Below are 12919 nucleotides of genomic sequence, written 5' to 3' on the forward strand. Positions count from 1 at the left end.
GGTCAGACGCTAGCAGGTGCGGCCCGATCCACCGCGGCGGCGCCGACGTACACGGCGGACTCGATGCGGGTCTCCCCGTACCGTTTCGGCGCGCGCGCGGCGAAGCCGGAAGGCCAGGCGATCTCGGCCGAACGGACGGACCGTTCGACGAGCAGCAGCGCGTCCTCGGCCAGCCAGCCGTGGGCCGCCAGTGCGCCGATATCCGCCTCGACCGCCGGGGTGGGCAGATCATAGGGTGGATCGGCGAATACCAGGTCGAAATCGCCCGCACCGGGCTGGGCCAGGACCTGCGCCACCGCACCGACCCGGACCTGCGCCGCGGTCAATCCCAGATCCGCGATATTGCCGCGCAACACCCCCGCTGCCCGGCGATCCGATTCGACCAGCAGCGCAGCCCCCGCGCCACGGGACAACGCCTCGAGCCCCAGCGCACCCGACCCCGCGTAGAGGTCGAGTACGCGGACACCGTCGAGATCCATCCGGGCCTCGATCGAGGAGAACAGCGCCTCCCGCACCCGGTCCGAGGTGGGCCGGGTGCCTGCGGGCGGGACCCGCAGGCGACGCCCACCGGCCGTTCCGGCGACGATCCGGGTCATTCGGATTCGCGTCCGCCCAGTTCGATCAGCAGATCACCGCCCTCGACCTGCTGCACTTGGGTGATGGCCACCCGGCCCACCACTCCCCCGCGCGGCGCGGTGATGGCGGCCTCCATCTTCATGGCCTCGATGGTGGCGATCGTATCGCCGGCCGCGACCCGATCCCCCTCGGCGGCGATCAAGGTCACGACGCCGGCGAAGGGCGCGGCGATATGGTGCGGATTGTTCTTGTCGGCCTTCTCCGCGACCGGGATCTCACTGGCAATGGAACGGTCCCGGACCGAGATCGGGCGCAGCTGCCCGTTGAGGATGCACATCACCGTGCGCATACCGCGTTCATCCGGTTCGGAGATGGCCTCCAGGCCGATCAGCAGGATGACGCCCTTCTCCAGCTGGACCCGATGCTCCTCGCCGTGCCGCAGGCCGTAGAAGAACTGATTCGCCGACAACCCGGTGGTATCGCCGTACTGCTCGCGGTGCGTCAGGAATTCGGCGGTGGGGCCCGGGAACAGCAGCCGGTTGAGAGTCGAACGGCGCTCCTGGGAGCCGCCCGCCAGCCCGGCCTCGTCGTCGGCTGTCAGCGGTGTCTCCGGTTTGGCGGCACTGCGTCCGGCCAGCGCCTTCTCCCGGAAGGGTTCGGGCCAGCCGCCGGCAGGGGTGCCGAGATCACCGCGCAGGAAGCCGATCACCGAATCTGGGATGTCGTAGCGGCCCGGATCGGCGGCGAAATCCTCGATATCGATACCGGACCCGACCAGCGACAGCGCGAGATCGCCGACCACCTTCGACGACGGAGTGACCTTGATCAACCGGCCCAGCAACCGGTCGGCCGCGGCGTATTTCGCCTCCACCTCCTCGAAACGGTCGCCCAGGCCGAGCGCGATGGCCTGCTGCCGCAGATTGGACAGCTGGCCACCGGGGATCTCATGGGTGTAGACACGACCGGTCGGAGCGGGCAGCCCGGACTCGAACGGCGCGTACACCTTGCGCAGCGCCTCCCAGTAGGGCTCCAGATCGCAGACATTGCCCAGATTCAGGCCGGTGTCGTGCTCGCTGTGCGCGGCGGCCGCGACAATCGCGGAGAGCGCGGGCTGGCTGGTGGTGCCGGCCATCGCCGCAGAAGCGCCGTCCACGGCGTCGGCGCCGGCCTGCCACGCCGCCAGATAGGTGGCGAGCTGACCACCCGGGGTGTCGTGGGTATGCACATGGACGGGCAGGTCGAAGTTGCTGCGCAGCGCCGTCACCAGTTTCGCCGCCGCCGGAGCCCGCAGCAGACCGGCCATATCCTTGATCGCGAGGACATGCGCGCCCGCGTCGACGATCTGCTCGGCCAGTTTCAGGTAGTAGTCCAGGGTGTAGAGCTTCTCGTCGGGATCGGTGAGATCCCCGGTGTAGCTCAGCGCGACCTCGGCCACCGCGGTACCCGTTTCCCGGACCGCGTCGATCGCCGGGCGCATCTGATCGACATTGTTGAGCGCGTCGAAGATCCGGAAGATATCGATCCCGGTTTCGGTGGCCTCGGCGACGAATGCCCGCGTCACCCGCTCCGGGTAAGGCGTATAACCGACGGTGTTGCGGCCCCGCAGCAGCATCTGCAGGCAGATATTCGGGATCGCCTCACGCAGGGCGGCCAGCCGCTCCCACGGATCCTCGTACAGGAACCGTAACGCCACATCATAGGTCGCGCCGCCCCAGCATTCGACCGAGAGCAGTTCGGGGGTCAGCCGGGCAACATGCCCGGCGACATCCAGCAGCCCGTTGGTCCGCACCCGGGTCGCCAGCAACGACTGGTGGGCGTCCCGGAACGTGGTGTCGGTGACTCCGACCGCTTTCTGTTCGCGCAGCGCGCGCGCGAACCCGTCCGGCCCCAGGGTCAGCAGCTTCTGCCGGGAACCGTCCGGCGGCGGTACCGACAGGTCGATCGCCGGCAGTTTGTCGTGCGGGTACACCGCCGTGGGCCGCGCCCCGTGCGGTTTGTTCACGGTGATATCGGCCAGATAGTTCAGGATCTTGGTGCCGCGGTCGGCGGGTTCGCGCAGGGAGAGCAACTGCGGGCGTTCGTCGATGAACGAGGTGGTGACCCGCCCGGCCTTGAAATCGGGGTCGTCGAGCACCGCCAGCAGGAATTGGATATTGGTGGTGACACCGCGGATCCGGAACTCCATCAGCGCCCGGCGCGCGCGGGCCACCGCCGCCGGGAAGTCCCGCCCCCGGCAGCTGAGCTTCACCAGCATCGAATCGAAATAGGCGCCGATCTCGGCACCGAGGTTCGCACCACCGTCGAGCCGGATCCCCGCGCCGCCGGGCGTCCGGTACGCGGTGATCCGCCCGGTATCGGGGCGGAAACCGTTGGCCGGATCCTCGGTGGTGATCCGGCACTGCAGCGCGGCACCGCGGATGGTGACCCTGTCCTGGCTCAGGCCCAGATCGTCGAGGCTCTCCCCGGCCGCGATCCGCAACTGCGACTGCACCAGATCGACATCGGTGATCTCCTCGGTCACGGTGTGCTCGACCTGGATACGGGGGTTCATCTCGATGAAGACATGGTTGCCGCGCTCGTCGAGCAGGAATTCGACGGTGCCCGCGCAGCTGTAACCGATCTGCCGGGCGAACGCCACCGCGTCGGCGCAGATCCGATCCCGCAGTGCCAGGTCCAGATTCGGGGCGGGCGCCAGCTCGATCACCTTCTGATGCCGCCGCTGCACCGAACAGTCCCGCTCGAACAGGTGCATCACATTGCCCTGGGTATCGGCCAGGATCTGCACCTCGATATGGCGCGGGTTGACCACCGCCTGCTCCAGGAAGACGGTGGGATCGCCGAACGCGGATTCGGCTTCCCGCGACGCCGCCTCGATCGCCTCCCGCAACTGCTCACGCGCCGGCACCCGGCGCATACCGCGGCCACCGCCACCGGCGACCGCCTTCACGAATACCGGGAACTCCATGGATTCGGCCGCCGCGAGCAGTTCGCCGACATCCGCGGAGGGCGCACTGGAATCCAGGACCGGCAGCCCGGCCGCCTTCGCCGCTGCGATCGCGCGCGCCTTGTTGCCCGCCAGTTCCAGGACCTCGGCCGACGGACCGATGAAGGTGATCCCCTCCCGCGCACAGGCCGCGGCCAGATCCGGATTCTCCGAGAGGAAACCGTATCCCGGATAGATCGCGTCGGCGCCGGCGGTCTTGGCCGCCTCGATGATCGCGTCGACCGAGAGATAGGCCCGGACGGGATGACCTTCCTCGCCGATCTCGTATGCCTCGTCCGCCTTCAGGCGGTGGACCGAATTCCGGTCCTCGTGCGGGAAGACGGCAACCGTTCCGATACCGAGCTCGTACGCCGCGCGGAAGGCTCGGATGGCGATCTCGCCGCGGTTGGCAACCAAGACTTTCGAGAACATTGACCCAACGTACCCGGCGCCACATCCAGGATCGACACCGAAGTCCACTTCGCAGAATCTTCACATCGGCGCATTGCACGGTTGCGAAACCTTGGTCACCCTGCCGTCACATCTCACCGGCGACCACGGCCGATTGTGCGGTCGCCCGGAGCGGGCCAACTTCCGGCAATCTTCGCAGCCGGCTACATCGGCGGCGGGAGCAAGGTCCGGGCGCGCTCGTCGACACGGTCGCGCCACGCTCCGCAACACGGTCGCGCCACGCTCCGCAACACGGTCGCGCCAGGCTCCGCAGCACGGCCTCACCACACTCCGCAGCACGGCCTCACCACACTCCGCAACACGGCGACATCGCGCTCCGCAACAGGGCAGCGGTGCGACCGGAAGTACGGCCTCGCCGCGTTCGGCAACACAGTGACAACGCGCTCGGCAGCACACCGGCAGCGCAGTCGGCCTACAGTCCACTGCATCGAGCGGCGGGCTCACCTCGTCGGCGCGGTTGTCGCCGACCGGTACGACCGGCGAATCCGGCCGAATCCAGGTGAGCGCAGCCACCCGGTCCGCAGCCGCCCGGCCTCCGAACCCCGCGCCGAGGCGTATCCGGCTCGGGAACCGCCGCCTGATCGCGGCGATGCCGGTACGTACGGACGTTCGCGACGACTCTGCCCGCCGGCCGGGCTATGGTGGATGACGCAGCTGGTTCGCCGGCCGGTCGCCCCGGAGCCCCGGACGATCGCCCCGGCGTCGAAACCCGCACCAGGCGGGTGAGAGGGAATCCGGTGGAAATCCGGAACTGTCCCGCAGCGGTGAGCGAGAACGAACGCTGTCATCAGCACTGGGCATACAGCCTGGGAAGCGACGGTCAGTAGGTCGGCCGTTCGGCCGGAGCCCGCGAGTCCGAAGACCTGCCGGTTGTACCGGGTACGCCGTATCCGGTGGCCACCGCCTCGAGGATTGGGCGTCGCGGTCCACCAGTGCCGGAACAGCCACCGCCTGCGCGGATGTCCGGGTTTTCAGTGGTTCCGTGCACCCGCGTAAGGCGATGGCCGGTCGAACATCAGCACTGGAGAACACCGTGACTGCTATTTCGTACAGCCCGTTCACCGCAACGGTTCTCGGCCTGCCCCGGGTGGGTCCACGCCGCGAGCTCAAACGCGCGACCGAGTCCTATTGGGCCGGGCGTATCGACGCCGACCGTCTGCACGAGACCGGCCGCGACCTGCGCCGCGACCAGTACGCCGAACTCCAGGCCGCGGGCCTGGATTCGATCCCCGTGGGCACCTTCTCCTACTACGACCAGATGCTGGATACGGCCGTGTTGCTGGGTGCCCTGCCGGCGCGGGTCGCCGATATCACCGACCCGCTGGACCGCTACTTCGCCGCGGCCCGCGGTACGGATTCGGTCGAACCGCTGGAGATGACCAAATGGTTCGATACCAACTATCACTATTTGGTCCCCGAGATCGGTCCACAGACCGCCTTCGCATTACATCCCGGCGAATTGCTGGCGCAGCTCCGCGAGGCAATCGAACTCGGAGTTCCCGCGCGGCCGGTCGTGATCGGCCCGGTCACCTTCCTGAAACTGTCGAAATCCGCGGGCACCCCCGCACTGGAACGTATCGCTGAGCTCATCCCGCTCTACCGGGACCTGCTCCGGCTGCTCGCCGCGGCCGGAGCGGCCTGGGTGCAGCTCGACGAACCCGTGCTGGTCACCGACCTCACCGCCGAGGAACTCGCGGCGGTCCGGCAGGTCTACACCGAACTGACCGAACCCGCCGACCGCCCGGCCGTGCTGGTGGCCACCTACTTCGGCAGTCCCGGCCCCGCAGTGAACGCGCTGGCCGGGACCGACGTGGAAGGACTCGCGATCGACCTGGTCGCCGGCAGTACGGTCGACGACTTGGCCGCCGTTCCCGCCCTGACGGGCAAAACGCTGGTCGCCGGTGTCGTCGACGGTCGCAATATCTGGCGCACCGACCTGGACCGCGCCCTGTCGACCCTCGCCACGCTCCTCGGCAGCGCGCAATCGGTCGCGGTGTCGACCTCCTGTTCCCTGCTGCATGTGCCCTATACCCTCGCCGGGGAAATACATCTCGACGATGCCCTGCGCTCCTGGCTCGCCTTCGGCGCCGAGAAGGTCGCCGAGGTGCGGGTACTGGCCACCGGACTGACCCGCGGAACCGAGGCCGTCGCCAGCGAGCTCGCGCAGTCCCGCGCCGCGGCCGCGAGCCGCCGGTCCGATCCGCGGATCGCCGACTCCCAGGTCCGGGCCCGTCTGGCCGCGCTGGGCCCGAAGGCCGTCGAACGCGGCCCGGCGGCGCAGCGGCGGGCCCTGCAGCAGGACCGGCTGCAGCTACCGCCGTTGCCCACCACCACGATCGGCTCCTACCCGCAGACCACCGCGATCCGGCTGGCCCGGGCGGCGCTGCGCAAAGGCGATATCGACCGTAGTGAATACGAGCGCCGGATGCGGGCGGAGATCGCCGAGGTCATCGCCCTGCAGGAGGAGCTGGGCCTCGACGTGCTGGTGCACGGCGAACCCGAACGCAACGATATGGTGCAGTACTTCGCCGAACAGCTCGACGGTTTCGCGGCCACCGAACTGGGCTGGGTCCAGTCCTACGGCACGCGGTGCGTACGCCCGCCGATCCTGTACGGCGACGTCTCCCGGCCCGCGGCCATGACGATCGACTGGATCCGCTACGCCCAATCGCTCACCGGCAAACCGGTGAAAGGCATGCTCACCGGGCCGGTCACCATCCTGGCCTGGTCTTTCGTCCGCGACGACCAGCCCCTCGCGGAATCGGCGCGGCAGGTGGCGCTGGCCATCCGGGACGAAACCGTCGACCTGCAGAACGCGGGTATCCGGATCATCCAGGTGGACGAGCCGGCGCTGCGCGAACTGCTCCCCCTGCGCACGGCCGACCAGCAGGCATACCTGGATTGGTCGGTGGGCGCATTCCGGCTGGCGACCTCCGGAGTCGCCGATTCGATCCAGATCCACACCCACCTGTGCTACTCGGAATTCGGTGAGGTGATCGATGCGATCGCCGGCCTGGACGCGGATGTCACCTCGATCGAGGCGGCACGGTCGCATATGGAGGTGCTCGACGATCTGAACGCCGCCGGCTTCGATGCGGGGGTCGGCCCGGGTGTCTACGATATCCATTCGCCCCGGGTGCCGAGCGCCGAGGAGATCACCACAGCCCTCGAAGCGGCCCTGAAAGCCGTTCCCGCCGATCGTCTCTGGGTGAATCCGGACTGTGGCCTGAAGACCCGCGGTCCCGCCGAGGTCGAAGCGTCGCTACGCAATATGGTCACCGCCGCGCACCGGGTGCGCTGACCGGAAGCCGCCCGGTCCGCTCCGGATCGGTCCGGTAGCCGACCCGGCCTCGGTGGGCCGGGCGGCACGGGCGCCACCGCGTATATGTGCGCCGATCGCGATCCAGGCTTCGCCCGGCCCGGACCACCGCCGACGAGTCGAGGCACCGCCGCACAGTACGGTCGCCGAGCCGGCCGTACTGTGCACTGGTCGATACGGTGTTCCACCGGCTCGGGCCGTCACGGGAACCCGGCCGGGTGGAGTCAGCCCTCCAGCTCCCCCGCCCCCGACTCGCGACGCTTCATCCGTTCGGCCGCAGCGCATTCCGGGCAATGCCGCATGATCCGCAATACCGGACGAACCCCTCGCTGTGGAACCGGCGATCGCCGCCGGACCGCACGGCACCCTTGCTCTGGTCTCATACCGCCCAACCCTTTCCCTCGCCGTTGCTCTGTAACAGATTCGACGCGACCGGGTACGCATCGGTTCCCTCCCGCTACAACAAATTTCGCAATCGCCGCGCTACACCGCTCCCCGCCTCCCACGACGCCGCAGAAACCGGCCGCACGATGCTCGAGAAGGCCGCCGAACCCGACACCGCGCAAGCCCGCTCAACCAGCCACAGCGTCATCTCGCTCGCGTTCCCCAGCCACCCGGCACTCCACCCACCAGGAACTTTCACCGACCGCAACCGGCTTCGCTCCCATCCATGCCTACGCCATTCGCCGACTCGGCACCCCGCCGCGCCGGGCCACAGCGGGATGGAACCGGGCGGCCGCATACGGTGGCCCCGGTGCGGTGCTGAGACGACCGGCAGCGGCACACGACGACAGCCTGCTCCTGCCCTGGCGTATGCGGTGCGCGCGGATGACCGCACGGCATCACCGCCCCGGAGCGCCCCGGGCCACGCCGACCCGCAGTAACAGCACCCCAGCGCCGGGATACGCCGGACGGAGCCGGTGGTCTCACGGCATCGGACCGCACCGCGCACCGGAACGCTGCGGGCTTCCGTCGGCCGCAAGCGATGGCCACGCGGCCGAGAAACCTGACTCCGCGGTGGCCGAAAACCGTGGGGCGCGAACGGGAAAGACTGCGAGCCGCCCGCCGGCACCGCGCACTCAGGACTTCGCCAAGTATTCCAGGCGTTCCGAATCGACGGCGGCGTGCATCATCGCCGCCAGACCCGGGTGGCGGGTGAGCCCGGGATCCTCGGCGACCAAGGTCCGCGCGAGTTCCTGGGCGGTGGTGATGACCTCCAGATCGTCGAGCAGCGACAACAGCCGTAGCGAGCGCGCGGTTCCCGACTGCGCCGAGCCCAGCACATCGCCCTCGCGGCGCTGCCGCAGATCGAGCACCGACAACTCGAAACCGTCGGTGGTCGCGGCCACCGCCTCCAACCGGGTCATCGCGGGTCCGCCGGGCGCCGCGTCGGTGACCAGCAGGCACAGTCCGGGATGTTTGCCGCGGCCGATCCGGCCCCGCAACTGATGCAGCTGGCTCACTCCGAATCGGTCGGCGTCCACGATCACCATCACGGTCGCGTTCGGCACATCCACCCCGACCTCGACAACGGTCGTGCAGACCAGCACATCGATGGTGCCGGCGTTGAAATCCCGCATCACCTGATCTTTTTCATCGGACGGAAGCCGTCCATGCAGCAGCCCGATCCGCAGTCGCGCCAGCGGTCCGGTGCGCAATCGGTCGAAAACGTCCAGTACGGACTGGGTGGTGGGCGGTTCCTTCCCGGAATCCGCGCCGCGTGCTTTTCCGCCCTTCCCACGGGTGCCGCCGCCGTCCTCGTCGTCGCCGATCCGCGAACACACCACATACGCCTGCCGGCCGGCCGCCACCTCCTCGGTGATCCGCTCCCACGCCCGGTCCACCCAGTTGGGATGCATCCGGCGCGGCACCACCTTCGAGGCGATCGGGGAGCGGCCGCGCGGCAACTGGGTGAGGGTGGAGGTCTCCAGATCACCGAGGGTGGTCATGGCGATGGTGCGCGGAATCGGGGTCGCGGTCATCACCAGCAGGTGCGGGGATACTCCGTCTTTCGCCTTGGCGCGCAACGCATCCCGCTGTTCCACCCCGAAACGATGTTGTTCGTCGACCACCACCATGCCCAGATCGAAGAATTCCACCGAATCCTGGATCAGCGCATGCGTCCCGATCACGATCCCGGCTTCCCCGGTCACCGCCGCGAGCAGCGCGGCCCGTTTGGTGGCCGTGGACATCGATCCGGTGACGAGCCTCACCTGTGTCGCCGTTTCGGCCGCGCCGAGTTCACCGGCCTGTCCGAGATCGCCCAGCATTGCGCACAACGACCGATAATGCTGGGCAGCGAGGACCTCGGTGGGCGCGAGCAGTGCGCATTGCCGGCCCGCGTCGACGACCTGCAGCATGGCGTGCAGGGCGACGATGGTCTTCCCCGAGCCCACCTCCCCCTGCAGCAGCCGGTGCATCGGCTGTTCACGGGCGAGGTCGGCGGAGATCTCGGCGATCACCTGGCGCTGGCCTTCGGTCAGTTCGAACGGCAACCGCTCATCGAACGCGGCGGCGATACCACCGGGCCGCGGCGGGCACGACCGCGCCGTCCGGCCCGACGTCTCGTGCCGCCGTTCGGCGAGTACCAGCTGCAACGCCAGCGCCTCGTCGAATCGCAGCCGTTCCCGGGCCCGCTCGATATCGGCCTGGTGCTCCGGTAGGTGGATCAGCCGCAGCGCATCGCCGACCGGCATCAGCGCCCGCTCGTCGCGGACCGCGGCGGGCAGCGGATCCTCGACCGGGTCGAGCTGGTCGAGGACCTGCCGGACACAGGCCAGGATCTCCCAGCTCTGCACCTTCGCGGTGGCCGGGTACACCGGGATGAATTCGCGCTCGAAGAACGACATATCCACCCCATCGGAGCCTTTCGCGCTCTGCGCGATCCCCCGCAGATCCCCGCCACCGCGCACCCTGGTCAGCGCCGGCTCGTCGCCGTCGGACTCCGGCAGGATCAGATACCCCGGGTGGCTGAGATTCCATTGGCCGGGCCGCCAATAGTTCACGGTGCCCGACATCATCGCCCGGGCGCCTTCGCGTATCACGTACTTCACCTTGTCGCCGTTGAAGAAGGTGACGTCCACCCCGCGACCGGATCCGGTATCGAGCACCACCTTCAACAGCGAGCCCCGCCGCTGCCGCATCGGCCGCAGTTCGGCCTTGGTGATCCGCCCGATCACCGTGATATGCGCACCGTCCTCGGGCGCTTCCTCGGTGAGCGGCTGGCCCTGGGTGGCGTACCGCAGCGGATAGTGGCGCAGCAGATCCTCCACGGTGCGCATATCGAATGCATCCGACAGCGACCCGGCGGCCTTCGCCCCGAGCACGTGGTCGAGCCGATCGCTCAAGGTAGCCATATCACTCCGCTCACTGCCGCCTGCTCATTCCACACCGATCTGGATCAGATCCGCGCGCTGCCCCCCGGAATACACCGAAACCTCGACACCGGGAAATTCGGCTCCGATATGCCGCGCGAGATCCGCGGCCAGACCCTCCGGCGCCGGCGTGCCGACCAGCAGGGTCACCAGTTCACCGCCCAGCCCCAGCATCCGGTCCAAGAGGGTTTGTCCCGCGGCGCGGGTATCCCGGTCGATCACCACCACATCGTGGCCGACCAATCCCAGACCGTCACCGGGCGCGCAGGTCCCGACCATGGTCAGGGCGCGTTCCTCGGCCCGGCGCAGCGAACCCCAGCGGGTACCGGCGGCTGCTTCCGACATCGCGAAGGCGTCGTCGACCGCTATCCGCGCCCGATCGTGCACCGCCATCGCCGCCAGCCCCTGCACCATGCTGGCGCTGGGCAACAGCAGGACGTCGCGGTATGCGTCGCGGGCCGCGACACCCACCGCGACCAGCTCATGGGCCGGCAGTGCCCCATTGGGTAGCACCAGCACCTCTCGGTGCGGCATTCCACGGATGGCCGCGAGCAGCGCCGCGGATTCCAGCGCAGGCTCGGCGTCCAGCACCACCGCACCGGCCGCCTCGAACAGCCCCGCCGCACCCGCCCCGGCCGCAACCGCCAGCACACCACGATCGACCGCTGTCCCCCCGGCCGCACATCGGCCGCCGGAAAGGGACGTGACCCGATCGGTCCATCCCGCGCCGGCCTCGGCAGCCGGGGATTCGGCGAGGTATTCGATCCGGATATCCCGGACGGCGCCCGCGGCCATTCCGGCTTCGACCGCGGCCCCGGCCTCCGCGCAGTGGACATGAGCCGTCCATCCCCCGGCACCGTCGGCCGCCACGATCACGGAATCACCCAGTTGCGCCAGCCGCGCTCGCAACGCGGCGGCCCGGCGGTCGTCGGCCGCTGCGATCCGGAACATCACCTCGTAGCGCATCGGCTCCGTGGCGGCCCGCCCGCGGCCGGTGTGGGACGGATCGGCGGCCGGCGGGTATTCACGTCGAGCCGGGATCTCCCCGGTAACCACGGCAACCATCGTGTCCAGCAACACCAGCAGCCCGCGCGCGCCCGCGTCCACAACTCCGGCCGCGCGCAATACCGCCAGCTGGTCACGAGTCTGTTCCAGCGCCCGCGCCGCCCCGTCGGCAGCGGCGCGAGCCACCTCGGCCAGCCCGCGCTCGAGGCATTCGCGCGCCGCGTCGCTCGCCCGGTCGAGCACGGTGAGGACGGTTCCTTCCACCGGTTCGCTCAAACTGTCCCGGGCCAGCGCCGCCGCCCGCGCAAGCCCGTCCCGGTAGGTTTCGCCGGTCAGCTCCCGCTGCACGGCGGATTCCGCGATCCCGCGCAGTACCTGCGAAAGGATGATCCCCGAGTTCCCCCGCGCCCCCGAGACCGCTCCGCGCGCCATCGCGGCGGCGTACCGGTGGAGTTGCTCCGCCGCCCGACCACCGCCGTCCGCTGCCCCGCCGGCATTCGCGCCCGCGGTCACTGTCTGCGGTCGCCCGCCGGTCGCGCCGGCGACAACCTCCGCATCCGCGTCAACGTCCCCCGTCCGCCCGCCGACGCCGTAAACCGTCGCCACGGCAACAGACTCCGCCTCTGCCACGGCGGCGCGCATGGTCGCCAGGAGATTGCGCCCGGTATCGGAGTCCGGTACCGGGAACACGTTGAGTGCGTCGATCTCCGCCCGCGCCCGCTCCAGCGCGGCGACACAGGCGCGACCCCACTGCAAGAATTCCGCTCCGCCCAGACCGGCTTCGAAAACCCCGGATCGCGGTAGCCGCACAACCCGTTCACCCGCAACCGATGCGCCGTCGAGCCCCGGAGACAGCCCGTCCGGAACACCGCTCACCTGCCGAGTTTCGGGCACCGCCACCTCGTTCCTGGTCATCGGATTCTTCGCCCGCCCAGGTTAGCGGGAGTGCCCGACATCGCCGATCCGGCGCACAGCAGCCGACAACCCGGCAGCGGGCCGACCAACGCGGCAGCAGTCGACCGGGGGCTGCGTCCGGCCGGCGGCACCGGCATCACGCGCGAAGGTCGCCCGGCGTAGCCTCGAAGCGCTGGGTGCCGTGGCAAGCGGGCGCCGGGTAGCCGACCACGAGGTTCACGGGCCGGGGTCCGCCCCCGGTTTTGTGGATCATTGCGGGCCGGGCTACTCTTGCAG

At 69.5% G+C, this 12919-nt stretch carries 5 protein-coding genes and 1 riboswitch; of the genes, 1 reads left to right on the forward strand and 4 read right to left on the reverse strand.

Annotated elements, in window-relative coordinates; all coding sequences use genetic code 11:
- Positions 1–2: 2 nt before the first annotated feature.
- A complete protein-coding gene (rsmD, locus tag IU448_RS07860; RefSeq protein ID WP_195054742.1) occupies positions 3–596 on the reverse strand; it encodes a 16S rRNA (guanine(966)-N(2))-methyltransferase RsmD in 594 nt (197 codons plus the stop codon).
- Positions 593–3991 (reverse strand): pyruvate carboxylase, encoded by a 3399-nt coding sequence (locus IU448_RS07865; protein ID WP_195054743.1) that lies wholly within the window; start codon positions 3989–3991, stop codon positions 593–595. The genes rsmD and IU448_RS07865 overlap by 4 nt, the downstream gene beginning before the upstream one ends.
- 719 nt (positions 3992–4710) lie before the next feature.
- Positions 4711–4916, forward strand: a riboswitch (cobalamin riboswitch).
- A gap of 114 nt (positions 4917–5030) precedes the next feature.
- Between IU448_RS07865 and metE the strand changes: the two genes are divergently transcribed.
- Complete coding sequence (gene metE / locus IU448_RS07870) at positions 5031–7331, forward strand: 5-methyltetrahydropteroyltriglutamate--homocysteine S-methyltransferase (RefSeq protein ID WP_195054744.1); 2301 nt, start codon at positions 5031–5033, stop codon at positions 7329–7331.
- A 1097-nt stretch (positions 7332–8428) separates the two neighbouring features.
- Here the strand turns inward: metE and recG are convergent.
- Positions 8429–10705 (reverse strand): ATP-dependent DNA helicase RecG, encoded by a 2277-nt coding sequence (gene recG / locus IU448_RS07875; protein ID WP_195054745.1) that lies wholly within the window; start codon positions 10703–10705, stop codon positions 8429–8431.
- A gap of 24 nt (positions 10706–10729) precedes the next feature.
- Positions 10730–12643 (reverse strand): DAK2 domain-containing protein, encoded by a 1914-nt coding sequence (locus tag IU448_RS07880; protein ID WP_195054746.1) that lies wholly within the window; start codon positions 12641–12643, stop codon positions 10730–10732.
- Between the last annotated feature and the right edge of the window lie 276 nt (positions 12644–12919).

The sequence above is a fragment of the Nocardia flavorosea genome, assembly GCF_015477805.1.
Lineage (GTDB): Bacteria > Actinomycetota > Actinomycetes > Mycobacteriales > Mycobacteriaceae > Nocardia > Nocardia flavorosea_A.

Excerpts from the sequence above, each read along its gene's own strand:
- rsmD (WP_195054742.1), bottom strand. The coding sequence starts at position 596 with ATGACCCGGATCGTCGCCGGAACGGCCGGTGGGCGTCGCCTGCGGGTC.
- IU448_RS07865 (WP_195054743.1), bottom strand. The coding sequence starts at position 3,991 with ATGTTCTCGAAAGTCTTGGTTGCCAACCGCGGCGAGATCGCCATCCGA.
- metE (WP_195054744.1), top strand. The coding sequence starts at position 5,031 with ATGGCCGGTCGAACATCAGCACTGGAGAACACCGTGACTGCTATTTCG.
- recG (WP_195054745.1), bottom strand. The coding sequence starts at position 10,705 with ATGGCTACCTTGAGCGATCGGCTCGACCACGTGCTCGGGGCGAAGGCC.
- IU448_RS07880 (WP_195054746.1), bottom strand. The coding sequence starts at position 12,643 with ATGACCAGGAACGAGGTGGCGGTGCCCGAAACTCGGCAGGTGAGCGGT.